The 26,971-nt window shown below is 59.4% G+C and carries 22 protein-coding genes and 3 pseudogenes; 10 read left to right on the top strand and 15 right to left on the bottom strand.

The genetic code is table 11. The annotated features are described in order from the left end of the window. Positions 1–50: 50 nt before the first annotated feature. Both JTY93_RS13210 and JTY93_RS13205 read right to left on the bottom strand, forming a co-directional pair. Positions 51–2,618 carry a fimbria/pilus outer membrane usher protein gene (locus tag JTY93_RS13210; protein WP_205478100.1) on the bottom strand — a complete coding sequence of 856 codons (2,568 nt, stop codon included), beginning with the start codon at positions 2,616–2,618 and terminating at the stop codon, positions 51–53. Positions 2,619–2,706: 88 nt separating this feature from the next. Then, on the bottom strand, positions 2,707–3,003 hold the full coding sequence (locus JTY93_RS13205; protein WP_375373159.1) for a fimbrial biogenesis chaperone: 297 nt from the start codon (positions 3,001–3,003) through the stop codon (positions 2,707–2,709). A 1-nt stretch (position 3,004) separates the two neighbouring features. Here JTY93_RS13205 and JTY93_RS13200 point away from each other — a divergent pair, with 1 nt between their 5' ends. Continuing rightward, complete coding sequence (locus JTY93_RS13200; protein ID WP_011711660.1) at positions 3,005–4,033, top strand: IS30-like element ISShes10 family transposase; 1,029 nt, start codon at positions 3,005–3,007, stop codon at positions 4,031–4,033. Positions 4,034–4,062: 29 nt separating this feature from the next. On the opposite strand, the pseudogene JTY93_RS13195 reads toward JTY93_RS13200, so the two are convergent. From JTY93_RS13195 to JTY93_RS13145, 12 genes and pseudogenes are all read right to left on the bottom strand, one after another. Next, positions 4,063–4,569: pseudogene (locus JTY93_RS13195) on the bottom strand (fimbrial biogenesis chaperone); the annotation flags it as partial. A gap of 73 nt (positions 4,570–4,642) precedes the next feature. Continuing rightward, a complete protein-coding gene (locus tag JTY93_RS13190; RefSeq protein ID WP_205479894.1) occupies positions 4,643–5,239 on the bottom strand; it encodes a fimbrial protein in 597 nt (198 codons plus the stop codon). 147 nt (positions 5,240–5,386) lie between these two features. After that, on the bottom strand, positions 5,387–6,034 hold the full coding sequence (locus JTY93_RS13185; RefSeq protein WP_205479896.1) for a response regulator: 648 nt from the start codon (positions 6,032–6,034) through the stop codon (positions 5,387–5,389). A gap of 40 nt (positions 6,035–6,074) precedes the next feature. Beyond that, on the bottom strand, positions 6,075–9,257 hold the full coding sequence (locus JTY93_RS13180) for a hybrid sensor histidine kinase/response regulator (protein WP_205479898.1): 3,183 nt from the start codon (positions 9,255–9,257) through the stop codon (positions 6,075–6,077). An 82-nt stretch (positions 9,258–9,339) separates the two neighbouring features. Next, on the bottom strand, positions 9,340–10,533 hold the full coding sequence (gene pvrR, locus JTY93_RS13175; RefSeq protein ID WP_205479900.1) for a response regulator cyclic di-GMP phosphodiesterase PvrR: 1,194 nt from the start codon (positions 10,531–10,533) through the stop codon (positions 9,340–9,342). Then, on the bottom strand, positions 10,520–13,330 hold the full coding sequence (locus tag JTY93_RS13170; RefSeq protein ID WP_205479907.1) for an ATP-binding protein: 2,811 nt from the start codon (positions 13,328–13,330) through the stop codon (positions 10,520–10,522). The genes pvrR and JTY93_RS13170 overlap by 14 nt, the downstream gene beginning before the upstream one ends. A gap of 64 nt (positions 13,331–13,394) precedes the next feature. After that, the gene (locus JTY93_RS13165; RefSeq protein WP_205479909.1) at positions 13,395–14,381 is read right to left on the bottom strand and encodes a fimbrial protein; all 987 of its coding nucleotides are present in this window, start codon (positions 14,379–14,381) and stop codon (positions 13,395–13,397) included. Positions 14,382–14,404: 23 nt separating this feature from the next. Next, positions 14,405–14,941: a fimbrial biogenesis chaperone gene (locus JTY93_RS13160; protein ID WP_240357297.1), complete on the bottom strand. Its 537-nt coding sequence runs from the start codon at positions 14,939–14,941 to the stop codon at positions 14,405–14,407. A 7-nt stretch (positions 14,942–14,948) separates the two neighbouring features. Then, on the bottom strand, positions 14,949–15,131 hold the full coding sequence (locus JTY93_RS29080) for a fimbrial biogenesis chaperone (protein ID WP_240357296.1): 183 nt from the start codon (positions 15,129–15,131) through the stop codon (positions 14,949–14,951). 311 nt (positions 15,132–15,442) lie between these two features. Then, on the bottom strand, positions 15,443–15,832 hold the full coding sequence (locus JTY93_RS29585) for a DUF4238 domain-containing protein (RefSeq protein WP_205479912.1): 390 nt from the start codon (positions 15,830–15,832) through the stop codon (positions 15,443–15,445). Next, a complete protein-coding gene (locus tag JTY93_RS29580; protein WP_205519030.1) occupies positions 15,789–16,298 on the bottom strand; it encodes a DUF4238 domain-containing protein in 510 nt (169 codons plus the stop codon). The genes JTY93_RS29585 and JTY93_RS29580 overlap by 44 nt, the downstream gene beginning before the upstream one ends. Positions 16,299–16,465: 167 nt before the next feature. Continuing rightward, positions 16,466–17,476: a site-specific integrase gene (locus JTY93_RS13145; RefSeq protein ID WP_149278425.1), complete on the bottom strand. Its 1,011-nt coding sequence runs from the start codon at positions 17,474–17,476 to the stop codon at positions 16,466–16,468. A gap of 186 nt (positions 17,477–17,662) precedes the next feature. Here JTY93_RS13145 and JTY93_RS29960 point away from each other — a divergent pair. From JTY93_RS29960 to cysN, 4 genes and pseudogenes are all read left to right on the top strand, one after another. Then, positions 17,663–17,770 (top strand): annotated as a pseudogene (locus JTY93_RS29960) (DNA-binding protein); the annotation flags it as partial. A gap of 209 nt (positions 17,771–17,979) precedes the next feature. Continuing rightward, positions 17,980–18,702, top strand: a complete 723-nt coding sequence (locus JTY93_RS29070; protein WP_240357295.1) for a coiled-coil domain-containing protein — start codon at positions 17,980–17,982, stop codon at positions 18,700–18,702. Positions 18,703–18,896: 194 nt separating this feature from the next. Further along, positions 18,897–19,814 (top strand): sulfate adenylyltransferase subunit CysD, encoded by a 918-nt coding sequence (cysD, locus tag JTY93_RS13135; RefSeq protein ID WP_149278422.1) that lies wholly within the window; start codon positions 18,897–18,899, stop codon positions 19,812–19,814. Positions 19,815–19,826: 12 nt separating this feature from the next. After that, a complete protein-coding gene (gene cysN / locus JTY93_RS13130) occupies positions 19,827–21,758 on the top strand; it encodes a sulfate adenylyltransferase subunit CysN (RefSeq protein WP_126325322.1) in 1,932 nt (643 codons plus the stop codon). A gap of 269 nt (positions 21,759–22,027) precedes the next feature. Here cysN and nhaR read toward each other — a convergent pair. Continuing rightward, a pseudogene (gene nhaR / locus JTY93_RS13125) lies at positions 22,028–22,941 on the bottom strand (transcriptional activator NhaR). 124 nt (positions 22,942–23,065) lie between these two features. Between nhaR and hpf the strand changes: the two are divergent. From hpf to pyrC, 5 genes are all read left to right on the top strand, one after another. Then, on the top strand, positions 23,066–23,389 hold the full coding sequence (gene hpf, locus JTY93_RS13120; protein ID WP_205477296.1) for a ribosome hibernation-promoting factor, HPF/YfiA family: 324 nt from the start codon (positions 23,066–23,068) through the stop codon (positions 23,387–23,389). Positions 23,390–23,489: 100 nt separating this feature from the next. Continuing rightward, a complete protein-coding gene (locus JTY93_RS13115) occupies positions 23,490–24,020 on the top strand; it encodes a hypothetical protein (protein ID WP_205477297.1) in 531 nt (176 codons plus the stop codon). Between the two features lie 62 nt (positions 24,021–24,082). Beyond that, complete coding sequence (locus tag JTY93_RS13110; RefSeq protein ID WP_205477298.1) at positions 24,083–25,042, top strand: TerC family protein; 960 nt, start codon at positions 24,083–24,085, stop codon at positions 25,040–25,042. 1 nt (position 25,043) lies between these two features. Further along, on the top strand, positions 25,044–25,898 hold the full coding sequence (locus JTY93_RS13105; RefSeq protein ID WP_205477299.1) for a DUF6671 family protein: 855 nt from the start codon (positions 25,044–25,046) through the stop codon (positions 25,896–25,898). 10 nt (positions 25,899–25,908) lie between these two features. Then, the gene (pyrC, locus tag JTY93_RS13100; RefSeq protein ID WP_205477300.1) at positions 25,909–26,970 is read left to right on the top strand and encodes a dihydroorotase; all 1,062 of its coding nucleotides are present in this window, start codon (positions 25,909–25,911) and stop codon (positions 26,968–26,970) included. Position 26,971: the final 1 nt, after the last annotated feature.

Raw genomic sequence — 26,971 nt, 5'->3', positions numbered from 1 at the left:
CCCCGTTCTGCCACAGCGCTCCCACTTAACCATGAGCCAAAAGCTGCTTTTTAAAGACCTTGAACGCTGTGGCACACCAATGCCTGGCGCTCGTAGTTCAGCGCCCTGTTTTGTTCGGGCAATGCATACGACGCAGTGCATTGCTTATCATCCCACTTGATCGTCAGGCTGCCCTGGTCCTCTTCGACCAGTACCAAGGCATTGCCGCTGGGGTCGGCGATGGCCAACTGCTTGCCGCTAGCGTCTTCCAGTGAGGCGCCGAACGCCATGGGCTGGTGCTGTGCATCAAACAGTTCAAACAGCACGCGCCGCCCGGTTTTGCCGCTGTAGCGGGCCAATACCACCGCACCGCGGCGCGGCACCAACTGCTGCGTGGCCTGGGTGATTTCAACATCACCGCCCAAGTCACGGGTGTCGAGGCTGATCCAGTTCACCCGATAAGGCTGTGCCGAGGGCACGACGGCATAGCCGTTGCGCCCGGTTTCAACCCCGCTGTAGCTGCTGACTTTAGCCCCGCTGATGCCCGGCACCTGGACCAAGGCAAAGGTTTCGCTGACGGTCTGCCCCAGGTTGATACCACCGGCGTGCGCCACCACCGAGCCGGCAACGTTAAGGTTTTGTGCGTCATACCCACGGCCCTGGCTATACCCCAGGCTGATATCGGCCATGGACGTGCGGCTGTTAATGTTGGCCGATCCCGATTGGCCACCCGTTCGGCTATGCCCGGCCTGGACCGAATAGAACACATCGCTGGTATCGGCCACATAGCCGTTGATACCTGCCTGGGTGCTGGTGTCGCCTCGCTGCGTGCTGGTGGTGACGAATGCGCGCGGCGCCCGAGGCTGACTGCCCAGGGGGAACGAAAAAGACAGGTTGAACTGCGTGTCGGAGTCGGGTGCCCCCCAACTGACAATTTGCTTGGTGCGGGTCACGCCCAGGTTGTAGCTCAGATCGCCCCAGTTGTTGTTGTACCCAGCCGAAAAGCTTTGGGAGCCGCCACGGTTCCAATAGCGCTGGTCGCTGGCGTTTAAGTAGAGGCTACCGAACTCGCGGTTGCGCCCGATGCTTTGGTTGATCGTCAGGTCGGTGCGGGTTTTCGAGTTGCCCGTACGCTTGACGGCATCTTCACTGGTGTCCTCGACGTGGTCGGTCAGGGTGCGGTAACCCTCGGTCGAGTAACGATAGGCGGCCAGGGTGAAGTTGGTGTCGGTACCGGCAAAGGTCTTGGCATACAACGCGCGCACGCTGTTGCCCTGGGTCGTTTGCCCTTGGGCAGCGCTTGAGGAGTGAGTGACGTCCATCGACACGGCGCCCAGGGATGTGTTCCTGCCAACACCCAGGGAAAGCGCCTTGTAGTCTTCGCTGACTTGCAGGCCGACAATCGCGCTCAGGTTGCTGGTAACGCCGTAGGCGAGGGTGCTGCTGACAAACTGCGGGCTCGCCAAGCCGTCAGCATTGCTGCTGAATTTACCGGCCGACACGCTGTATTTGACCTGGCCTTCACGCACCATGATCGGCAGGCTGGAGAACGCCTGGGTGGTCACGCGCCGACGGCCGTCGGCCTCGATGATGGTGATTTCCAGGTCGCCGTTCGAGCCGCTGGGGTAGATATCGTTGATTTCGAAGGGCCCGGGCGCGACGTTGGCGGTGTAGAGGATGTAGTCGTTCTGGCGGATTTCTACCGTGGCGTTGGTCTGCGCCACGCCCCGAATCACCGGCGCATAACCGCGCTCGCTGTCGGCGCGCATGCCTTCATCGGACGCCAGTTTCAGGCCTCGGTATCGCACGCTGTCGAACAGGTCGGTATCGGAAAAGATCTCACCGGCACTGAACTGGCCCTTGAGCGCCGTCACGTCATGCTGCACATAGCTGCGGTTGCTGGTGAAAGTGCTCGGCCGCCCGGTGCCGCTGCTCAGGTTCGATTCGTTACGCAAGCGCCACGCGCCCAGGTTGATGCCGTTGCGCAGCCCCAGGTTGTTGTTGATGCGCGTCTCGTAGTCACCACCTGTGCGGCTGCTGTTGAGTTGATAGTTGATAAACGCCGCAGGCACGCCTTCGTCCCAAAGCTCTGGGTCGACATAGCCGCGTATACCCCGTTGCATCGCAACCTGCGGAATGCTCGCCGCCAGGCGCAGGCGACTGGCGTCATAGCGCAGGGTGGCCTGGTCGATCAGCGTCGGTAGGTCATAGCAGTCCTGGGGCTGGCTGGAGTCGAGCTTGCCTTGGGTTTGCAAGAGGGTCAGGTCGATCCCCAGTTGCTTGAGCAAGTCCACCGTCAGGCACGCATCGACCCGGCCAGTCTGTGGGTTGCGCTTGAAGTCGATGTCGCGACGGCCCACCAGCACTTCGTTGCTGTACAGGTCAACCCGGTAGTTACCGGGCAGCACGCTGTTGGCCGACAGCAGTTGCTGCAGGTCTACCGACGATTGTGCGCCCTGCAAAAAGGTGGTGTTGAACATTTTCAGGGACGGCTCATCGGCAATGGCCCAAGCGGGCGAGCCGACAAGAATGGCCAGTGACAGCGTACTCAACTTAAGTGAAGTGCAAGTTGAGTACGCGCGTATCGTGCGCTCGCTAGATAGGTAATGATTGGGCCTGCTGCCTGGAAGAAAAAACATGCAAAGAACCTATATCATCTCTGTTTATCGGACAGGCGAGGCTCGCGAGTACGCACTCGAATCGAACCTGAGGAATTAACGGGAATACTTATTGCCTGATACGCGTCTCAGTGGCCTTGGCCGCGGTGCGCGTCGAAAGTTGCGCGCTGTATTTATCTTGTGCGCCATAGTCGTTAATACTGGAAAAAGACAGCTGTAAAGTATCGTGGCCTTTCAGCTGTTTAACGCTGAACTGTTTTTCGGCGCCCGGCGCAATCATTGTCGAGTCGCTAGCCAGTTCCGATTGTTGCCCGGCCTGCAGTTTTATATCGGCCATGGATACGTGATACAGGGCGGCCGCAAAAACTGAGTGCAACACCTGACCTTTCCGGTACGGTGCTGCCACTATGTCCTATCACGAACTCAGTATCCCCGAACGTGCGACCCTTCAACTCGGCCTTGCCCAAGGTTTCAGCCAGCGGCGAATTGCCCGGATGCTCGGCCGCTCCCCCTCGACCATCAGCCGGGAGCTGCGCCGCAACCGGGCCCCTGGCACCCGCTACCAGGCCTGTGCTGCCCAGCAGCAGATGCAGGTCCGCCGCCAGGTCTGCAGGCCTCAGTGCAAGCTGCTGCCGGGCAGTGAGCGCTTCGAGCTGGTCGTCCATATGCTGCGTGAGGGTTTGTCTCCCGAGCAGATTGCCGGCAAGCTGCGCAGCATGAACATACCCAGCCTCAGAGAGGCCTACGTCTGCCGCGAGACGATCTATAACGCGATCTACGCCCTGCCGGTCGGTGGCCTGCGCAAGGAGCTGATCATCTGCCTGCGCCAGGGCAAGACGAGTCGCAGGCCGCGCTCTGGCGGCGTCGATCGGCGCGGCCAGATCCCTGAAATGCTCAGCATCCACGTGCGCCCGCCGGAGGTCGAAGACCGGCTGATGCCAGGCCATTGGGAGGGCGACCTGATCAAGGGCAAGGCCAATGCCTCGGCGGTGGGCACCTTGGTGGAGCGTACCAGCGGCTACCTGATGCTGATCAAGATGGCCGACGCGACGGCGACCTCGGCGCTGGAGGGCTTCAGTGCGGCGCTCAATGGCATGCCGCTGGCGGTGCGCAAGAGCATGACCTACGACCAGGGCCGGGAGATGGCGCGGCACGCCGAGATCACCCAGCGGACCGGGGTGGCGATCTACTTCTGCGACCCGCACAGCCCCTGGCAACGCGGCAGCAATGAGAACATCAATGGACTGATCCGCCAGTACCTGCCCAAGGGCACGGACTTGTCGGTGCATAGTCAGGAAGCCCTGGACGCCATCGCTTTGCAACTGAATATGCGACCGCGCAAACGCTTCGACTTCAAATGCCCGATCGAGGTGATGGGCGAAGTGATGCAAGAAGCCGTGGTGATGCGGCATGATGCTCCCGCTTCAATTCAATAACCGTGTTGCACTCAGATCCTGCAACCGCCCAGGGTCGGGTTTTTTACCGTCAGCAACGACTCTGCGCCGCGCTTGACCAGTTGCCACTCCAGTTGCGTGGGGGCCACCAAGGCACTGCCTGGCAAACCGGCGGGGCGGAAAAAAATCTTGATGCGCTGGCGTACCGCCAACTGCAAGGTGTTTTCGGTGGTAGCGGCCTGCGGAATTTCCTGCACATTGAGCCAAACCACTGACTCACGATCCGTCGGCATGCCTGCACCCTCGTAGAGAATGCGCAGCAGTTGCTGCTCCTTGGCAAATATCCGCGCCAACGGCGGGGTCACGGCGAAGGGAGCTGCATTGGCTTGGGCATCACTGGCGTCGACCCAGGATTGAATCAATACATCCTGATTGCCGTTACGCACGGTGATATTGGCTTCCTTATGATCGCCATCGAAGACGATACGGGTGGAACTCAATGAAATGCTGGCGGCGACCTGAGTGGCCACAAGCAGAGTCAACAGCCCCAGGCCTGCGGCAATGGAACGAGGCAACATGATGTCTACCGTTTGGTGGTCGGATGAAGAGCGAGGCCCGAAGGCCCCGCATGTGTCGGGTAACGCGTGGGGTTTATTCGTATTGCAGGATGAACGGCAGGGTGGCATCACCGCGACCAGCCGTGGAGGCGCCGGCTGCACCGGTGGTGACGTAGGCTGCGGCAAAGCTCAAGGTTGCGTCGCCGCCCTCGGTGCCTTGGCCGTGAATGCCGCTTTCGATGCGCGCGGTCGCCGCAGAGCTGAGGTCGATCAGTGCGCCTTTGCTGTCAAGCAGGGCGATACCGACGTTGCTTGCGCTGCCGTTACCCGGAGTCAGAGCGAGGACCTTTTTACCAGTGACCAGGCCCGAGCCGCCGCTGTTGGCGTCAAAGATCATCGCCACTTTGGTGCCCTTGTTGCAGTTAATGCTGAGATTGAAGTCCTTGGCTGTCACGCGGCCCGCTGCCGGGTTTTCAGCGGTGCCCATGTCTTTGATCGAGACCGCGCCCATGTCTACCGAGATCTCGCGAGCGGCGTTGGCACCGTCAACCGAGCAAGCGTCGTTGTTGATCACGCCGGTGAAGGTGATTTTGCCGCTGCCGCCCAGGGTAGGGGTCGACGTGCCGTCGGCAAATGCACTGGCGCTAGCAATAACTGACACAGCGATAAGGGCCAGGGAAAACTTCTTCATGATGATGTCCGTTAGTGTTGGTTGTAGAGAGGGGTTGAAACTGCCAACGAACAATAGTGATTCTGTGCCTTAGAGAGAATAAGACGATTCTTATAAAGCACTGCGGGGTGAATTAGTTAAAGGCGGCAATACTTGATAAAGCGCGGACTAGTTGAAGATATTTTGCGCCAGGCAATAAGCTAACAAGTCCTGATCACTACTAACTTCAAGTTTGCGCATGGCGGAAATTTTTTGCGCACTGATAGTCTTTGAGCTTCTATTCTGGCTGCGCGCTATATCACTGACACTTCTGCCTGAAATAAACAAACGCAATATCTCGAATTCCTTCGGCGATAGAGTCGAGAAGCGCTCATCGATCGCGGTCATCGACTCGACAACCGAAGTCTTGGCCGGCTCCAGGCTGCGATATAACGCCTGTTGCGCAATTGACTTGAGGGCCACCTGGATTTCGGTATGCAACTGGCTTTTCTGGATGACGCCCACCACGCCCATCTCTTGTAGACGGGTCAGGATCAGATGATTGGAGATCATGGTCAGGATCAGAATCTGCACCTGGGGGAAATGCCGCTTAAGGTATTCCACCAGTTTTAAACCATCGCCGTAGGGTGAATCGCCGGGCATGTTGTAATCAGTAATCACGATGTCGATGGGCTGCTGTTCAAGCAAGCCGATGAGGCCCGCCGAACAGACCGCTTCGCCAACCACTTGAAAGCGCGCGTCTCGCTCGACGAGCTCTCGCACCCCCAGGAGCACGATGGGGTGATCGTCCGCAATAACCACAGTGAAGGTTTTCATAAGGGGTGCCCGTAATGCTGGTTCTGTAAGTGAGAAAGGCTCATGGCTGCACGCTGAGCAAGGCTGAAAGTCTACTGCTGACCTGGTTTATGCGCATCTCCAGCGCGGGGTTGAGCCGGCCGCAGGCCAACTGGCTTTCCAGTTCGATACACGCCTGGGCCAGATCCAGCGCTTGCACCGCCCCCAAGGCGCCGGCCACTGAGTGCAAGGTTTCGGCCAGGCGCCGGCAATCGCGTTGCTCAAGTGCGGCGCTGATGCGCTGCAGATCGTGCTGCACGCTGCTGACAAACAGCGGGCGCATTTTTTCCGACATCTGCACCGTGTCGATCACCGCTGGCAAGACGCGTATCGTCGGTTTGCACAGCTTGATCAATTGCGCGCGCAGGGTTTGCAGGCTCAAGGGCTTGACCAGCCACGCATTCATCCCGACTGCCAGGCAACGCACGCCTTCTTCGCGCATGGCATTGGCGGTGACACCGATGATCGGCAACTGAGGGTCGTGCTCCCTGAGGGTGCGGGCCAGTTCGTAGCCATTCATCAACGGCATGTTGACGTCCGTCAGCACCAGGTCGAAAGCCTGGGGTTGCCACAGGTGCATGGCCTGCTCGCCATTGTCTGCCAAGGTTACGGTGCAGCCCAGCGCTTCCAGTTGCTCCTGGATGATGGCCTGGTTCACCGGATTGTCCTCGGCGACCAGAATACGCAGTTGCAACTGCCCGGCGCTCTGTTGTTCGGCGTGCTGCACGGCCTCCCGCTTACCCTGCTGCGCCAGCGAGACCACCGAGGCAATGGCACGTACATCATGTATATCCACTTCCCAGCCTTTGGCAGTATGCAGCGGTGGGCTGTGCGCGCCCGCCACACACAATACCCGCGGCCCGGCCCAGGCCAATGGCGGGCCTGCGGGCAACATATCCACCAGCACGGCCTGCAGACTCTGTTGGGCCAGGGGCAGCCCTGCCACTGAGGCCTGGATACCCAGGCGGCCGAGCCAGGCGCACAGCGACTCTGCCAGCTCGCGCACCGGCGCCTGCACATACACCGGCGTAGTGCTCGGTTCAAGAGGCGTTAGCCCCGGCAACTCCCCCCGGCCTAACGGCAAGCTCATCTTCAGGGTGAAACTGCTACCCAGGCCAGGTTCGCTGACGACCTTGATCTGGCCGTCCATCATCTCGGCGAGCCAGCGGCAAATCGGCAGGCCCAGTCCGGCGCCGCCTTTGCCGGCGGTGTCCGGAGCCTGGTAGAACAAGTCGAACAGCTTGGCTTGCTGCGCCTGGCTGATGCCCACGCCAGAGTCGGTCACTTGCCACTCCAGATCCACGCTATCGGCCCCTCGGCGAAGCGCCCGGGCGCGAATCACCACGCGCCCTATGTCGGTAAATTTGAGCGCGTTGCTTACCAGGTTGTTGAGAATCTGGCGGATACGCATCGGGTCGCCGACCACGCAGTCCGGCAACTGCGCATCGATGCAGCCATACAATTGCAGGCCCTTGCGCTGAGCGAAGGCGGTGTAGGTGTGCAAGGTGTCTTCGAGCATGTCCAGCGGGCAAAACTCGATGGATTCGATTGCCATCTGCCCGGATTCGATTTTCGACACGTCGAGCACATCACTGATCAGTTGGAACAACGTGGCAGATGAGCGTTGGATGGTGTGCAGGTAGGTTTTCTGGCGCGGGTCCAGGGCCGTCAACCCGAGCAGCTCCAGGGTGCCGAGCACACCGTACAAAGGTGTGCGGATTTCATGGCTCATGGTTGCCAGGAACAGCGTCTTGGCTTCATTGGCCGCATCGGCGGCGCGCCGGGCATCTTCCAGGGCCAAGGCATCCTCAATATGCCGGGTGACGTCATTGAACGCATAAAGCCGCACATCCTGGCCTTGATAACGGGTCGAAACAAAGCCGACCTGCAGGTGCCGGCCTTCGATTTCCAGGTGGGTTTCGCCACTGTCGGCGCTGTCGTGGACACGGCTGAGGGCCGCCACCAACCTGGCGGTGCCGGGCCATTGTTGGGCGCGCTGGTTCTCGATCAATACCTGGCCATCGGCGCGGCCCACCACACACAGGCCGGTAGGCGCGGTGTCGATAATCACCCGACTGAACGCTACGCTTTCGGCAATACGCTCATGGGCCTGGCGCGCCGGACGAATCACTTGCTTGCGATACCAGCGAGTGCCCGCCCAGACGATGGCCAGCACTGCACAGAGAAACAGCGCGAGGCTGGTCAGCGGCCACACGGCATAGCGGAAGAAATGTTTGTAGCTGACCCCATAAATCGCAGTCCACTGCGACTCGCCATTGCCGGTCATTTTGAACTCCAGGCCGCTGGTGCGCAGATTCAGCCCTTCGCTAAGGGACGACGCCAGAACCTGGGGCCCCGTCAGCGTCTGCCCGGCAGGGGAGATCAGGCTGAACCGATCGTAGATGGACGACTCCATGGTGCGTTCCACATCGTTGACGTGCGCCATATCCAGCAAAGTGGCAACCACCACCTGGTTATTGCCTTGACCCGCGCGTATTACCTGGGGGTTCAGGGTTACGCCGATATACGCCAATAACTGCGGAGTCGCAGGGGCCTTCTCGGAGGGGGTGTAGGCTTCCCAGTAAAGTCGGTCATCCACCCGGGGCAACTGCTCAAGCCTTTGCTGCACTGCGTCGGCCTGTTCGGCCGTGGGGCCATTGAACGGGGTTTTGCCGCCACGCTGGTAGCCGACCGCAGGCACCGCAATGTGGTAGTTGACCAGACGGTTGAGGATAAAGACGTGGGGCGATGCGTAAGGCGACGATGACCAGAAAGCGCTGTAATAGCTGGCCAGGTGCACCCCAAGGGCAAAGATTTTCTGCTGTTCGCCAGGCGTGACCCGTTGCGCCTCGAACCGCACACTGAAGGGCACCGAAAAGGCGAACTCGCGACCTTCATAGAGGGTGTCGTGCATGTCCAGGCGTTGGCTCTGAAGGCTGGCCTGGGTGTTTTTGTCGCTGATCAGTTCCCGTTGGATAGCCGGCTGCGCCAGGACCCGGAGAAAGGTTTCCTGCTCCTGGATGTTTTCCATCAGCCGGGCAAAATGAAACCCCACGGCGGCATACTGTTCATCGACGATCCGCTGCAGCGCCCAATAACTGGTGCCTGCCAGCAAAAACGCGACGCCGAGCACCCCCATGAGCCCTTTGTTCAAGCGCAGTGAGCTGCGGGTGAATGCTTCCAGGATCGCGTTGTTGTGCTTCATTGATGGTTTTCGCAGGCGGCTGAGAAATCGGCGCTGGATGGAGTTTACTCCTTATACAGGTTAGACAAATCCGGGGCGTGGGCTAATGAGATATCGCTGGGCCATCATTGTTCAACAGTTGTTGAAATTGTTCTGACGACACCGCGTGGGAAATCAGAAAACCCTGCACCTGGGTGCAATCGATTTTGCGCAGCAGTGCCAGTTGCTGGGGTGTTTCCACACCTTCGGCCACGACAGTAAGACCCAGTTTGCGGCCCAGTGCGATGATGCTGGCCAGGGCCGAAGCCATGCCTTCGTTGTCATGGCAGCCCTGCACCAGCGCCTGGTCGATCTTGAGTTCGGTAAACGGGGTCGACACCAGGTTCAGGTAAGAGCTGTAGCCCTTGCCGAAATCGTCCTGGGACAGGCCAAAACCCTTGATGCGCAGGCGGCAGGCGCCGGCGTAGAAGTTGCTGATGTCCTGGGGCACCGAGCATTCCATCAGCTCGAAGCAGATCATCCCCGGGATGCCTTGGTGGTCCAGGACGAACGCCAGCAGGCGGTCTGCCAAGTCATGGCTGTTGAGCAGGTGGGTCGGCAAGTTGATCGACACTGGAATCTCATAGCCGCGCTGGCGCCAGCGTTCCTGGGCATGGATCGCCTGTTTGAGCACCAGCCATAGCAGGCGTTCTTCCAGGTCGAAGGTCTTGATCGCCGGTAAAAACGCGGCGGGCAACATCACCCCTTGCTCGGGGTTCATCCACCGCACCAGCGCTTCAGCGGCGACAATCCGGCCGTTGGCCAAGGATTTTTTCGGTTGGAACCAGGCCTGGATCTGCCCGTTGCCCATGGCCTGGAGGAGGGTGTGCCGGTCAATGGCCGGCGGCGTAGCTGGCGCGGGGGACGGGCTGCGATCCTTGTGGTTGAGCTGGCTGACCAGGCTGCGCAAGGCGTCGGCCGCGACCGGCTTGGAAATCAGGCCGATGACTTTCACATCGAGATTTTTCGCCACCAGGCTGGCCGCCATCAACATACGCCGAGAGGCGGCACTCATGATGGCCAGGGCAGGCTTGCAACGCAGGGTCGCCAGGCTCTGGATAAATTGCACACCATCCATGCCCGGCATCAGCAGATCGGTCAGCACCAGATCGAAATCACGCTGTCGCAATCGCTCCAGTGCCTCGTTCCCATCCTGGGCAGACTCCAGCATAAAGTCGCCCAATTCATTGAGCAGGTTCTGCAGGTACAGGTGCTGCAGGGGATGGTCCTCGACGATCAAAATACTATAGGGCTTCATGGGGGATCCGTGTGTAGGGCTCCAGGTAGTTGAAGAGGGCCCGCAACGCAAAGGGTTTGACCAGGCAATGGTTCATTCCGGCGGCCAGGCACAAGTCAGCCTCGCCGCGCATGGCGTTGGCGGTTGCGCCGATGATGGGCAGCGCGCAACCTTGGCTGCGCAACTGCCTGGCTAATTCATAGCCGTTGACTCTGGGCATATTCACATCCGTCAGTACCACATCGAAGTTGGAGGCCTTGCACAACTGCAGCGCTTCATGACCATCGCAGGCCAACTCCACGGTGCAACCCAGCTCCTCAAGCTGGTCACGCAAAATCAGTTGATTGATAACGTTGTCCTCGGCCACCAGCACATGCAGGTCGAGCTTGCGCAGTTCGCGCTTTTGCACCTGCTCGTCGACCCGGGCGACCCACAATCCTTGAGCCTGGCTGACCGCCTGGTGAATTGCGCTTAGTTGGTTGAGGTTGGCATGCCACGCGCCGGTCTCGGCGTTCTGGCCATTGCTGCTGTTGCCACTGACCAGGATTACGGGGCCAGGCCAGTCGGGCATCAGGGGCTGTTCGATGGCGCCGGGATGCAGCTCTAGCAGCAGTTGACCGTCGGGGTGGGTGGGTTGGCCGGTCTGGGCCCGGGCGCCCCAGCGACGCAACCAACCGCTGATGGATTGAGCGAGTTCGGGAATCGGCGAAACCACGTAAATCGTCTCTGCGAGCAAGCTGCCCATGGGCGCGCAGGGCGCCACTTCGAGGGGCAGGGTCAGGCTGAAACTGCTGCCCAGGCCCAGTTCGCTGACCATGCGGATATGCCCATTCATCAATTGCGTCAGGCGCTGGCAAATCGGCAGACCAAGCCCGGTGCCGGCCACGACGTTGGTGTTGCCTTCGCTTTGATAGAACGGCTCGAAAATCATCGCCTGGTCTTCCTGGGCAATGCCTTTGCCGGTGTCGGACACTTGCCACAACACGCTGGAGCGCTCGTCGTCGCGGTCGAGCAACTTGACCCGTAGCACCACGCGCCCGTAGTCGGTGAATTTCACCGCGTTGCTCAATAGGTTGTTGAGGATCTGCCGCAGGCGGGTGACATCGCCCATCAGCCGTTCGGGTAACTTGGGGTCAAAGCAGGCGTAGAGCTGCAAACCCTTGCCCATTGCTGCCGCGGCGTAGCCTTGGATGATTTCATTGACCAGGTCCAGGGGCGAGAACTCGCTCAGTTCCAGCGCCAATTGCCCCGCCTCGATCTTCGACACATCCAGCACATCGCAGATCAGTTGCAGCAAGGTGGCCGAAGAACCCTCTATGGCATGCAGATAGTCTTTTTGCTGGGCATCGAGGCTGGTACGGGCCAACAATTCCAGGGTGCCCAACACGCCGTACAGCGGTGTACGGATTTCGTGACTCATGGTCGCCAGGAACAGGGTTTTCGCGGCATTTGCCGCGTCAGCTGACTGTCGGGCTTCTTCCAGGGCCGCTTCCACTTGTTTGCGCGCACTGATGTCGCTGAATGCACAAAACAGCACGTCCTCACCTCGATAGCGGGTGGGTGCGCTGCTGAGATAAAGGTGGCGGCCGTCGATGGTCTCGAAGTAGTCACAGTCTCCGGAGGGCTCACCATCGAATGCCTGGCGGATCCAGCCGGCGCACAGTGTTTCACGCTCCAGGCCGTTCCCCAGCCACTGCTGGGCCAGGGTGTTTTCCAGCACCACTTGGCCGTCGGTGCGACGCAGCACGCACAAGGCCACCGGCGCAGTCTGGATCACGTCGCGCCCGAAGGCTTCGCTTTCAATCAGCGCCTGGATGCTATTGATTGACGGAATGATGAAGCGTTGATTGACCCGGCGCATCAGCAGCCAGATCAACGTTACGCTGAACAGGCAAAACACCAGCGACCCGAGCAACTCACGCCATAACCCCCGCACCACATCGCGCAGGTTGATCGTGTACATCAGTTGCCAGTCCGAAGATTTCAGTTGCTTGCGGATCACCAGGTGATCCGGCACCAGGCCATCGCCGACAAAACCGAAAAAATTCTCGCCCTTGGGCTTGAGCAAGGACTGGTCCTGCCGTGGGTCATGGCTATTGGTAAACACCAGCATGCCCTGGGAGTTGAGCATCATAAATTCGCCCGCACTCTGGTCATTGAGGGTCGTGGAGACCTCTTGGCTTTCCATCTCCAGGCCCAGCCAGCCGGAGTCGGGGTCGCGCTCATCCAGCAAAATGAACAGGTAGAGGTGGGAGTGCCCCTCGGTCTGATCACTGAGCCAGAGTTCGCCGGGGTCCAGTGGGTTGTGTTGCTTCAACGCCCTGAGGCGGTTAAGCATGCACTTGGAAAACGGCAGTACCTGCGGCGTCGAGTCGTAGAGCCGGGTCAGTTGCGGATTGGGGCCGGCAGTCACGTAGAGCAGGTTGACCTGCTTGGTCTTTAGGTAACTGCGCATGCGCGAGGTCAGCCAGATGCTCCACTGATGGCTTGGTGTGTTGCCCAGCAGCAGACGCTGCTCTTCGCTGGAGGCTGGATAAACCTGGGCCTTGGCCTGGGTGGATTTGCGCACCGCCGACAGGCTCAGGCTTTCGAGCAGTGCTTCACGGGTGGTGAAAAAAGTATGAGCCTCGGCAATGGCGCTACTCATATAGCCACGCCGCTGGGAGATGTCATTGTTGAAGGTGGAGAGCAGGAACGTGTAGACACCGCTCAAGATGCCGACCAGTAAAACGGCGGCAAAAAGACGAAGCAGCCTTCTGGCTGCTTCGGGACGGGACAGGACGGGATTGATCTGCAGCAGATAACTTTTAAATCGCATCGGCGGATTTTAATCGGCCACCCAGTGCCTGGGCATAAGACGATCCTTAAAAGCCGCCGCGCTCTTACTTGTAAAACATATCGACCACGACCGCTGCATCGAACGCACCGGGAACGGGCAGGGTGCGCCACTTCAAGTCAGCCCTGAAGTCTTGGCGAGTGGTTTGGTTGGCACCCTTCATCTGGGCCAGGGGGAACCACTCATTGAAGGGTAGGTTCTGGTTCGTATAGTCCCAGGACAACGCGATGCCCACGGAGCTGTTATTGGCGGGCACCAACAAGCCATTGATCACGTTACCGCCGCCCGGGGTGGTGGCGAAGCGTGCGCTCACCGTATATGGGGTATCGCAGGCTTTACGCAGGCTCAAGCTGAAGGCAGCGGTGCTGGCCACTTCGCCGATCTGCGCCTTGCGCGAGGGCTTGGGGAAGCTCACCACATTGGGCGTTATCGTCAGGTCGGGGGTGCAAGGCACGAAGCGGATGTCGTTTACGCCGGTGACGATGTAGTTGAGGTTGCTGTTGGGGCGGTTGTTGAGACCGGTAATACCGTCCAGTTGAAACACCCGGTATTGCGACAGGGTACTGGCCTGACCGTTTTGTGGGGTGGTACCAAATTTCTCGATAAACACGCTGAAGTTGAGGGTGAACCGGGCCTTGTCCCAACCGACGCAATTTGACAGGGTGCAACCGCGGTCGGAGTAGAACCCAGTCCCGTACTTGCCACTGCTTTGGGTGATGGGCACCGAGTTATAGCGAATCCCGGCGCGAATGCCCTGGCCAATACTGACGCTTGCCGGGTTCAGGTAAAAATACACTTCCTCGCGCCCATGGTTAAAGTCGTCCTTGCAAATCACATTGACCGAGCGTGGGCCCGACTCCCAGATAATCGTGCCATCTGGCGCATCGGCCGCCACCGCCAATGCGGTACCCAGGGGGGCGGTGTCGGCGACCGAGCCGCTACCGTCCACCCGGCAGGCCAACGCGTAGCTGGTAGCGGGGAGGGCGGCGCTGGCAAGCAGGGTGGCTACGAGCAAGTATTTAAGAGGTGACATAGGTCGGTATTCCCCGCGATCTATCACTTGAGGGCCGCACGATGGCGGGCCTGCAAGCCGATATCGGTGATTTCGGTAAAGTTGATTTGGCTTCCGGCGCTGATGGGGGCCTTGGTGGTGAAGACTTTGCGTTCACCGGGCTTGAGCAATATGTAGTCATCCAGCGCCTGAACCTGGCCGCCGGAATCGCTCTGCACATCCACCAGGGACAGATGAAACGCGGTTGGATTGGTGACGGTTACCGATTGCTCATCGGCGCGGCTCCACACCAATTGCTGCACGGCCTCGGACGAGCTTCCCACAAGCCCAGGCGGGCGATAGAACAGCTTGAGGCGCTGGCGCACGGCAAATTGCACGCTGTCGGCGGCTTCCGGTTTCAGCGGGATTTCCATGACGTTGAGCAGGAACATCGATTCCACGTCGCCGGGCAAGCCTTCGCCGGCGTACAGAATGCGCAGCAGGTGGTGCTGTTGAGCATCCAGGCGAACCAGCGGCTGAACCACGGCGAAGGGCACCGGCAGGGTCCCGTCATCGTTCTCGCGAGTGACCCAGCTTTGCACCACCAATTCACTGGGGGGACTGATTGACGATATTGATGCTGGCTTCTTTATATTGGCCGAAGTAAATCAGGCGCGTGCCTTCAATCTTGACCGCCGCCTGCGCACACGGCGCCAAGGCCAGCAGCGCGGTAAACAGCGCGCTGATCCAGAGCAGGGAGCGGCACAATGGCAAATGGTTGAGAGGTGACATGAGGGCCCGTAGCTTTCGGAGTGGCTTCGGGGGGCATGTTAGGAGGTGGATGCCGGGGATTCTCTCAGGCGATTCTTAAAAGGGAGAATTGCAGGCTCAGGGCTGGGGTGCTTTCTGCTTGACACCACCTCCCGACGGGCGCATCAGGCATCTGCTCGATAAAGCCAATGGCTGCCGGCTCGCGTTTCTGCAGTGCACCCAAGCCAAAGCACAGGGCCTTGAGCCGTTGACCTAAACCTATTATAACTAAACTAAACGACTATTTAGTTTAGTTATAATTGAAAGGAATATGTCCAGCGGGAGAGGGCACCTCAAAGAACTTTCGGCAGTTCCGTGCCATTCAGCATCTTATTGCCTGGGCCTATGAATTCGAATTCATCGCTGTAAGCGTAAATTTGTCTAGTGGCATTGCGAATAGTGCTGCTATTAAGTGCAGCAACAGCTTCTCTGTCTAATGAAATTATTCTTTCTGTTGCCTCATAATCACCGATTACAGCAAAATTCTTATTCAGTGGAATAAATACGCTCACATCTTTTAATGCAAAACCGAGCCCCCAACCATCGTCAATTCGAGATGGGTGAGGTATTAGGTTTACGGGGTAATCTGAGGTGACAAACCCTGGTGAATCTTCGCCAGCTTTAAGGAAAATCCATTTTCTATCGAGTAGGCATTGATGAATATCTCCAATAATATTCAGCATCCAGTGATGCATGTTTAGATGTATTCATCTCTAAGGCAGCAGCAGCCCCTGGTGATTTCAAACCGTCCTGTCCCAAAGCCGAGATAATAAGTATCTGGTTAAGAGGTTGGACGCTCTCCGCAAATGATTGCCTATCACGTGGGTTTCTAGTCGCGAAAAGTGAAAAAAGTAGCAGGACAGCCTCACGATCCAACGCATTTGAAAAATTACCACATTCTAAAACTCGCTTGAGTGCACTAAGTGAAGGTCCCTCAAGCTCATTTGCATAGGTTGTCTCAAGAATATTGGGATCTGGATGGCCGTCTAGCCGGTTAAAGTGATCCTCTCCGGCGACCTTTTTTACGTTTTGCGGAAATCCTTTTTTGGCATCCAGGTCAACGCAATGGACGACATAATGCTTTCCTGATTTCGCAAAGCCTCTCAAATATCCAGCTGAAACATAGTGGTGGTAGATCGGTTCGTTCATATCAGACTCATGGTCGTGCCATTCGATGTGTTGAAGGTAACTGGGGTTGTGCCGAGATAAAGGAAATTTAGGACATTCGTCCTGTAAATGCCTGTAATTACGTTGTTTTTTGTTTGTTCTATTTGCGGCTTAAGCCAATGCCTAAAGGGCTGTCATCCCGTATCTAGCTATGGCTTGCGCCGCAGTAACGAGCCAGCCGCATTCTCCTCGAAGGCTCTAGCCTCTTCGATATAGCCGTGGACGGTGCTGTCGTGCCGCCAGCCACCCTGACGCTTGATCTCCAGAAAGTCCGCCCCAGCCCGATGGGCGCTGGTGGCCAGTCCACGGCGCAGACTGTGGCTGCTCATCTTGGGCACATACGACAGCCCCGCTGCTTCGGCACGGGCCGACAGGATGGTATTAACGCTACCCTCGTGCAGCGCCACCTCGCCGATCACGCCCCAGCGACTGATGCGCCGGAACAGTGGCCCCTGCTCAATCTGAGCGGCATCCAACCAACACCGTAGCGCCTTTGCCGGGCAGCAGACGCAGTCGCCGAACGGAATCGCCTTGTCCAGTCCCTCGCCCTCCTGATCGGTCTTGGAGCGCGGCAGCGTGATCCGCAGACCTTCCCGCTCCCACTGAAGGTATTGCACCTCCAGCGTGACCAGCTCGCTGCGGCGGAACGCACCGAAGTACCCCACCTGTAGCAATGCGCTGTCACGCAGCGCGGCGAGCCCTTCGAGCGCGTCCAGATGCGTCACGATGAGCTCGAGATCCTCCAGCAGCAGCGCCTTGGCTTTGTGTCGCGGCCGCCCATGGACTCGCTCAATCCCGCGCATGGTCTTGCGGACGGTGGCGCTGGCGGCCGGATCGGGAAAGCCCTGATAGCGGTGCCATTGCGACAGCGCGGTGAGGCGCAGCGCCAGGGTCCGCGGGTTCAACACTACCGCGAAGGCCAGCAGGTAGCGAATCAGCGCCGCTTCATCGCACGGCAGGACGCCGCCCCAGGCCTGAAAGTGGCGGATCGCCGAGCGGTAGGTGCGTCGGGTGTTGTCGGAGGTGGCCGCCGCAAGAAAACGCTGGTGTTGCTGGGCCAACTGCTCGGGCGTGGCAAGCGTACCGGAGGTACGCGCCGGCCCCGCTGGTTCGTCGAGTGGTAGCGAAGGGAGGTTTTCGTCGTGATTGCTGGTCTTCATCCAGAAACGCCTGTTTAGGCCGTGTGTACCGCAGATTATAGGCGCGAACATTGATCGTGAGTATTTAACCCACGATAACTGAGCTTATCGTGGCTTAGCTGGCGGTCTCACCGGGCTTAGCTATTCTGTACTTAAACCGATGTATTACGTTGTCCGTAATACGGTACGAAAAAATCCGAGGTAGTGATGGCCCGTTCTGGCGTCCTTTATGTGCATGTCGCCCAGGCGGCGGCCCGGCTCGTGGCCGCGGGCCACAGCCCGACGATCGACCGCATCCGCGCCGACCTGGGCGGGACCGGCAGCAAAAGCACGATTGCCCCCCTTGTTAAAACGCTGGAAAAGCGCGCATCCCGGCACGGTCGCGCAGGCCGAACTGGGATTGCCGGCGGAGCTCGTCCTGGCGGTGAAAGGGGTGTACGAAAAAAGTTCAGGCGGATGCGGTCCTGCAAGTCGAGCAGGCTGAGCAGATTCATCAGGCCGCCACCGCGGCATTGCAGGAGCAGTTGCAACAAGCTTTCGTGGAGCACGACGCGTTACTCACCGTTCAGGCGCAACAGGCCCAGGCGTTTATTGAGGCAAACGCGCGCATCCAGGTGCTGGCTGAAACTGTGCACCGTCAGGAGATTGCTCTAGCGAGCCTGGGCAGTGAGAAGCTCGGATTCGAACAGCGCCTGACTGATCGCGCCTGCGAGGTGGCCTCACTGACCCAACAACTGCAGCAAGCGCAGGTGCAATCTGAGCATTACCAGGTATCGGTTGCTCAGCAACGCGCCGACGAGCGCCAGAGCGCTGAACAACGCCACAATCACCTGGAACAAGAATTGAGTGCGCTCCGGCAACGCCTGCTCGCTCAGCAAGCACGTCTGGGCGAGCTGCAAGCTCAGGAACAACGCTTGGCACAAGACAACGATCGCCTACAGAGCGCCCTGCTCACGACCCAGGACTCGCTGACGCAGAGCCGCAGCGCGCATGAGCAGGCAGCGTTTCAGCTCACCGAGCTGAAACGAATCCATCAGGCACTAGAGCAGCATCATGGCGCTAATGAGCAGCGTTTGGCTGAGAAACGGACGAGCCTGGCTGTGACCGAGAAGGAACGGAGTCTTCTGGCAGAACGCTTAACCCGAGCTGAAACCCAACTGACCGAGGTGACCACAGACAAGCAGCTCCTCCTGCAAGAGAAAGCTGTGCTGTCCAGTCAACTCGCGGAATTCAGAGCGCAGCCGTGAGCGGTCTTGTATGGCTAATGGCGCGCTCACTAGGCATGCGCCACAACGGAGCGAAAGAGGCTCGACGCAATGGCATAAATATAGATATTTATGATCTAAGCAGTCGTCCATTTAGAAGATTGTGCCGTGCTAGAGTCCTCACGCTCACGCTCACGCCCCGCAAGCCGTAACCCAAAAGAAATCTGAGAGTAGCCATGCTCGATAAACTGACCCACCTGAAACAGCTGGAGACGGAAAGTATCCACATCATTCGTGAAGTGGCCGCCGAATTCGACAACCCGGTGATGCTCTACTCCATTGGTAAAGACTCCGCCGTGATGCTGCATCTGGCACGCAAGGCATTCTTTCCCGGCAAGCTGCCGTTCCCCGTGCTGCATGTCGATACCACATGGAAATTTCAGGAAATGTACCGTTTTCGCGCAAAGATGACTGCCGAGATGGGGCTGGATTTACTGGTGCACATTAACCAGGACGGTGTGGCGCAGAACATCAACCCCTTCACCCACGGCAGCGCCAAGCACACCGACATCATGAAGACCGAGGGCTTGAAGCAGGCCCTGGACAAGTATGGTTTCGATGCCGCCTTCGGCGGTGCCCGTCGCGATGAAGAGAAATCCCGCGCCAAGGAACGCGTGTACTCGTTCCGCGACAGCAAGCACCGCTGGGACCCGAAGAACCAGCGCCCCGAGCTGTGGAACGTCTACAACGGCAAGGTCAAGAAGGGCGAGTCGATCCGTGTGTTCCCGCTGTCCAACTGGACCGAGCTGGACATCTGGCAGTACATCTACCTGGAGCAGATCCCGATCGTGCCGCTGTACTTCGCCGCCGAGCGCGAAGTGATCGAGAAGAACGGCACGCTGATCATGATCGACGACGAGCGCATCCTCGAGCACCTGTCGGACGAGGAGAAAGCCCGTATCACCAAGAAAATGGTGCGTTTCCGCACCCTCGGCTGCTACCCGCTGACCGGCGCGGTGGAGTCCACTGCGACCACGCTGACCGACATCATTCAGGAAATGCTCCTGACCCGTACTTCCGAGCGTCAGGGCCGCGTCATCGATCACGATGGGGCCGGTTCCATGGAAGAGAAAAAACGTCAGGGCTATTTCTAAGCAGGGGTTAATATGTCGCACCAATCCGATCTGATCAGCGAAGACATCCTCGCCTACCTGGCCCAGCACGAGCGCAAGGAATTGTTGCGTTTCCTCACCTGCGGCAACGTCGACGACGGCAAGAGCACCCTGATCGGCCGCCTGCTGCACGACTCGAAGATGATCTACGAAGACCATCTGGAAGCCATCACCCGTGACTCGAAGAAAGTCGGCACCACCGGTGATGATATCGACCTGGCATTGCTGGTCGACGGTCTGCAGGCCGAGCGCGAGCAGGGCATCACCATCGACGTGGCGTACCGCTACTTCAGCACCGCCAGGCGCAAATTTATCATCGCCGACACCCCCGGCCATGAGCAGTACACCCGCAATATGGCCACCGGTGCTTCCACCTGCGACCTGGCGATCATCCTGATCGACGCCCGCTACGGCGTGCAGACCCAGACCAAGCGCCACAGCTTTATCGCCAGCCTGTTGGGCATCAAACACATCGTTGTGGCCATCAACAAGATGGACCTCAAGGGCTTCGATCAGGGCGTGTTCGAGCAGATCAAGGCCGATTACCTGCAGTTCGCCGAGGGCATTTCGCTCAAGCCGAGCTCGCTGCACTTCGTGCCGATGTCGGCGCTGAAGGGCGACAACGTGGTGAACAAGAGCGAGCGTTCGCCTTGGTACACCGGCCAGTCGCTGATGGAAATCCTCGAGACCGTGGAAGTCGCCGGTGACCGTAATTTCACCGATCTGCGTTTCCCGGTGCAGTACGTCAACCGTCCGAACCTGAACTTCCGTGGTTTTGCCGGCACCCTGGCCAGCGGCATCGTGCGCAAGGGCGACGAAGTTATCGCCCTGCCGTCGGGCAAGGGCAGCAAGGTCAAATCCATCGTCACCTACGAAGGTGAGCTGGAGCAGGCCGGTCCGGGTCAGGCGATCACCATCACCCTGGAAGATGAGATCGACGTATCGCGCGGCGACATGCTGGTGCATGGCGACAACCGCCCGCAGGTGGTCGATAGCTTCGACGCCATGCTGGTGTGGATGGCCGAGGAGCCGATGCTGCCGGGCAAGAAGTACGACATCAAATGCGCCACCAGCTACGTGCCGGGCTCGATTGCCAGCATCAATCACCGGGTCGAGGTGAATACCCTGGAAGAGGGCGCGGCGAGCAGCCTGCAGTTCAACGAAATCGGCCAGGTGCGCATCGCTCTGGATGCACCGATCGCGCTGGACGGCTACGCGCATAACCGCACCACCGGCTCCTTTATCGTCATCGATCGCCTGACCAATGGCACCGTCGGTGCCGGTATGATCATCGCCGAACCAGTAGGTGCTCAGGGTTCTGGCGGCCATCACGGCAAGCTGACTCACGTTTCCACCGAAGAGCGCGTCAGCCGTTTCGGTCAGCAGCCCGCCACCGTGCTGTTCAGCGGCCTGTCCGGCGCTGGCAAGAGCACCCTGGCTTACTCCGTGGAGCGCAAGCTGTTCGATATGGGTCGTGCGGTCTATGTCCTGGATGGCCAGAACCTGCGTCATGACCTGAACAAGGGCCTGCCGCAGGACCGTGCCGGGCGTACCGAGAACTGGCGTCGTGCCGCCCACGTGGCGCGTCAGTTCAACGAAGCTGGCCTGCTGACCCTGGCCGCGTTCGTCGCCCCGGATGCCGAAGACCGTGAGCAGGCCAAGGCGCTGATCGGTGCCGAGCGTCTGATCACCGTGTATGTGCAGGCTTCGCCGCAAGTCTGCTCCGAGCGTGACCCGCAAGGCCTGTACGCAGCTGGTGTCGACAATATCCCGGGTGAGTCCTTCCCCTATGACGTGCCGCTGAATGCCGATCTGGTGATCGACACGCAGAGCCTGTCGGTGGAAGAAGGCGTCAAGCAGGTGTTGGCGCTGCTACGTTCGCGCGGGGTCATCGGATCAACACACCTTCTGGATCAAACCGTGTAAAAGACCGACAAAAGGCATTCAGCAAATGGCTCGACGTGTTCGAGCCATTTGCTTTTCCCCTTGAGCAACGAACAATCACTGATCCTCGCCCAACGTATTGACTGATCGTTCGGGATCGTAGGCCTCTAGAGTCAGGTTTACTTCCGTACAGGCGCTCTTCAATGTTGCAAAAAGTTCGTGTCGCCTTTTGATATCGAGCCAGACACACGACAGAAACTCGCGCTGAGGGAGCGTGAGCTAAAGCGAACACCACACTCAAGAACACCACGCTACCGAACAGGATCGCCTTCGACGAACAAGGATTGCTTCGCCGCCTCACTAACCGCCACGACGGCGGGATGGGTCAGTCTGCGCTCAATGGAGATTGCGTAGTAGCGCACCATGACCTCATGGGCGCAGCCTATGACCTCGACCCCATACTGATCCCCAATTTCATTGCTCAGTATTGCCGGCGCAGGGAAAATGCCGGCACCGGCCTTGCCGAAGGCTTTCATCAGTGCGCTGTCGTCGAACTTACCGATGATGTGTGGCTGGATCTGTTGCTCGTTAAACCAGCGCGTCAGCGGTGCCTGCACCGCCACCTTATCTCCCGGAAGTAAAAAAAGGGGCACCGTCCAGGGAGCGCGGAAAAAGTCGATCGGTAGCGCGCGGCCAGTTCCGGCACCGCATAAAAGGCGACGGTGCATCGCCCCAGCTCGTGGTTATAGCCTTTCACCCCCAGCTCGGAGGGCAACGGCCGATCAGCGATCACCAGGTCGAGTTGGTGGATGGCCAGTTCTGCGAACAATCGCTCTAACTTGTCCTCGTAGCATATGAGACGCACAGGCTCTGCGAGTGCCATTGCTGGTGCCAACAACTGATAGGCGAGCGATTTGGGCACGGCGTCGGCAACCCCCACCCGAAACGACTGTTCTCCGCTGCCGGCACCACTGCGTAACGATTGTTCGAGTTCGTTGCCTATCTGGAAGATCTCGTCGGCATGGGACAGCGCCAGTTTTCCCGCAGACGTCAGTTCGAGACGCCTACCAATACGGCGGAACAGATCCGTGCCCAATGAACGCTCAAGCTCGGCGAGCTGACCACTAATCGTCTGGGGAGTGAGATGCAGCCGTTCGGCGGCACGCGTGATGCTTCCGGCCTTAGCGACGTTCCAAAAATAGTGAAGCTGTTTGTAGTTCAGCATGGGCAGTGAGGCTCACTATCAGTCTGTGGCGAATTAATCGCAAAGAATAATCTGCTTTTCTTGATGCAGAAGCAAACCTAGGATTACCCCATGTAACCCCGCATTGGGGTTAAAGGAGTATGGGATGCAAATCGACATCCAGACCCGCGATATCACGCTGACCGAGGAGTTGCGTGCCCATGTAGAGCGACGGTTGCAGTTCGCCCTAAGTCGCTTTCAGGATCAGGGGCTGCTGATCACCGTCTGCCTGTCCGGCGTGAGCGGGGGCAGCGGGGAGGATCGCCACTGTTACCTGCAAATTCGTGCCGAGGGCTGCCCCGATGTCTCCATCGAAGACACCGAGGCAGACCTCTATATCGCGATCAATCGCGCAGTGGAGCGCGCCGGACGAATGCTGGAGCGCCAGTGGCAGTGTGCCCACAATCATTTGAATGGCCCGTTTCAGTGAGGTTGATATGAGTGGATTTGATAGGCCTGGATTTCTTGCGCAAGTGGCATTGAGTTTTAAGCGAATACGGGCGCGCACCTGGCTGATTCTGGCGGCGGTGATGCTTGCTTTAATCGGCCTGCTGGTTTGGGCTGGCATTGCGCTCCTGTCCTGGTTGTGGACTCAGGGGTCGGTCGTGACCGACGCGGGCAAGCGTTTCGCCGGTGACGCCATGACCCAGGTCGAACAGGTTGCGCCCGGGCTGCGAGAGCAGGCCGAGCAGTGGGTGCCTGCGGGGGTGAAGGAACAGGCAGGCAAGTGGTTGCCAGGGCTAGGCACGGATCTGCCAGCGAATGACGTCAGTGGCAACGACGTCGGGCCAGTGTCGCGTTTCCCCGGCTTGGTGCGCAGCCACTTTGCGCGCGACGGGCAGACCGTCGAGGTGCGCTACGCAGGGGGCGCGCCATTCGAAGCGGTGTTGGCGCACTACGTCGCAGGCTTCGCCGCAGCCGGGTATGCCCAAGAGGTGATGTCCGCTACCACCGAGGGCGAGCAACACCGCTTCAGTCGTGGCGAGGAATCTATCGACCTCTCACTGCTGCGTCACCGCAGTGGCCAGGTAGAGGTTCGTTTGAAACTGTCGTCACCGTGATTTTTGAGGTGCTCTATGCGATGCGCGAAAGCCCTCTTTGAAAAACAACCCAGGACTTTGATATGAGCCCTACTATCTCCATCGGCGAACCCTGGATGTGGGCCGTCTTCATCGCTTTCGTTCTGATCATGCTGGCGCTGGATCTGTTCGTGTTCGGCGGCAACAAGGCGCACAAGGTGAGCGTCAAGGAAGCGGGTGCCTGGACGCTGGCCTGGGTGAGTCTCGCGCTCGCGTTCGGCGTCGGCCTGTGGTGGCATTTGAACGGCACGGTGGGGCCGGAGATCGCCGACCAGAAGGCGCTGGAATTTCTCACCGGCTATCTGATCGAGTGGTCGCTATCGGTGGACAACGTGTTTGTCTTCCTGCTGATCTTCACGGCCTTCCACGTCCCAGCCGAATACCAGCGCCGGGTGCTCATCTACGGTGTGCTCGGTGCCATTGTCATGCGCGCCATCATGATCCTCGCCGGAGCCTGGGTGGTGCGCGAGTATTCCTGGGTGCTCTATATCTTCGGTGCCTTCCTACTGATCACCGGCATACGCATGCTGGTCATGGCGGAGAAAGTGCCCGATCTGGAGCAGAACCCGGTTCTCAAGTTCGCGCGCCGGCATCTGCGCATTACCGAAGACTATCACGGCGAAAAATTCAGCGTGCTCAAGGATGGCGTGCGCTATGTCACGCCGCTGTTCCTGGTGCTGATCATGATCGAGGTCACCGACCTGGTGTTCGCGGTGGATTCCATTCCAGCCATCTTCGCCATCACCACCGACCCCTTCATCGTCTTCACCTCCAACATCTTCGCCATCATGGGCCTGCGCGCGCTGTATTTCCTACTCGCTGACGTGGCGGATCGTTTCCATCTACTGAAATACGGCCTGGCCATGGTGCTCACCTTCATCGGTGCCAAGATGCTGATCGCGCCCTGGTATCACGTACCGGTGCAGGCTTCGCTCGGCATCGTCGTGATCTTGATCGGCTCGAGCGTAATTGCCAGTTTGGTCGCCACGCGCAGAGCAAACTGATATGCACTTTACCCACCATCTCTACCGGGGTCAGCGCGTCGCGCTGCTCACCCAGCACGGCAAGGAAAAGGTGCTCGCGCCAGTGCTGGAACTCGCGCTCGGTTGCAGGGTGGAGCTTGTCACCGGGTATGACACCGACCTGTTAGGTACCTTCACCCGCGACATCCCCCGTGCTGGTTCGCAGATAGAAGCTGTGCGCCAGAAGGCGCGTATCGGCATGCAGATTTCCGGACTGCCACTGGGGCTTGCCAGCGAAGGCTCCTTTGGCCCTGATCCGTTCGCGGGAATGTTTCCCTGGAACATGGAATTGCTGATTTTCATAGACGATATCCGCGCAATCGAGGTGGTCGGCGTCGCCCAGGGCAATGCAAAGAGCGCCCACCTGCTGACGGCCAGCTGGGCTGAGGCCGAATCCTTCGCCCACCAAACGGGATTTCCCGAGCACCATCTGGTGCTGCGTCCTGACAGCGAGGCCGATCCGCGTATTCGCAAAGGCATCGCCTCTTGGGCGACGCTGGAGGCCGCCTTTGCCTGGGCGCGGGAGCAATCGGCCAGCGGCAGGGTTTTTCTCGAAACCGACGGGCGCGCCCATGCCAATCCCACGCGTATGGAGAATATCCGCCGTGCGGCTGAGGATCTGGCAAAAAAGCTCTGCTCGCTGTGTCCAGCCTGCAGTACGCCGGGGTTCTGGATCGTCGAGCGCGTGCCTGGGCTGCGTTGTACGGACTGTGATGCGCCGACCCGCGAAACCCGCGCCGAGGTTCATGGATGCCTCAAGTGCGCGCATCGCGAGACCCGCGAGCGCACCGACCGGCAATACGCCGATCCGCGCTATTGCGACTACTGCAATCCCTGAGGAGCCATCCATGAGTAAGACGCGCCTGACCTTGACCCGCCCCGATGACTGGCACCTGCATCTACGCGATGGTGACGTACTGGCCTCGGTACTCCCCGACACGGCGCGGCGGTTTGCGCGCGCCATCGTCATGCCCAACCTCAAGCCGGCCGTGATAACCACGGCGCAGGCGCTGGCTTACCGCGAGCGCATCCTGGCGGCGTTGCCGGCGGGGATGTCATTCGAGCCGCTGATGACGCTCTACCTCACCGAGGCCACGCCGCCCGAGGAGATCGCACGGGCCAAGGCGAGTGGTGTCGTGCATGCGGTCAAGTATTACCCGGCCGGCGCGACGACCAACTCCTCAAGCGGTGTGAGCGACCTGAAACGCATCTACTCGGTGCTCGCGGCAATGGAGCGGCACGACCTGCCGCTGCTTATGCACGGCGAGGTGACCTCAGCGGACGTCGACACCTTCGACCGCGAAGCGGTGTTTATCGAGCGCCATCTGGAACCACTGGTGCGTGAGTTCACCGGCCTGCGCATGGTGCTGGAGCACATCACCACCGCTACGGCCGCCGATTTCGTCAGCGAGGCCCCGGAAAACCTCGCAGCGACCATCACTGCGCACCATCTACTGCTTAACCGCAACGCGATGTTCGAGGGGGGCTTGTGGCCGCACCATTACTGCTTGCCGCTGCTGAAACGCGAGACGCACCGTCGCGCGCTGGTTGCCGCTGCCACCGGAGGCAGCCCGAAGTTTTTTCTCGGCACCGACAGCGCGCCGCACTCGCGTCACGCCAAGGAGTCCGCTTGCGGCTGCGCGGGCATTTATACCGCGCACGCTGCGATCGAGCTCTACGCCGAGGTCTTCGAGCAAGCTGCAGCGCTCGAGCGGCTGGAGGCGTTCGCCAGCTTCCATGGGCCTGACTTCTACCGGCTACCGCGCAACAGCGACAGCATCACCCTGGAGAAGCAGAGTTGGACTGTGCCCGAAACGGTCCGTTTCGGGAATGAAACGGGCCTACCATTGCGCGCCGGGGGAACGATTGCGTGGAGACTCATCGAAGCATTGCCTATGCAGGCGAGATGAT

It is taken from the genome of Pseudomonas hygromyciniae (genome assembly GCF_016925675.1).
GTDB classification, from domain to species: Bacteria; Pseudomonadota; Gammaproteobacteria; order Pseudomonadales; family Pseudomonadaceae; genus Aquipseudomonas; species Aquipseudomonas hygromyciniae.
Note: the sequence above shows the minus strand (reverse complement) of the source record. Positions and strands in the feature narration are given on the sequence as shown.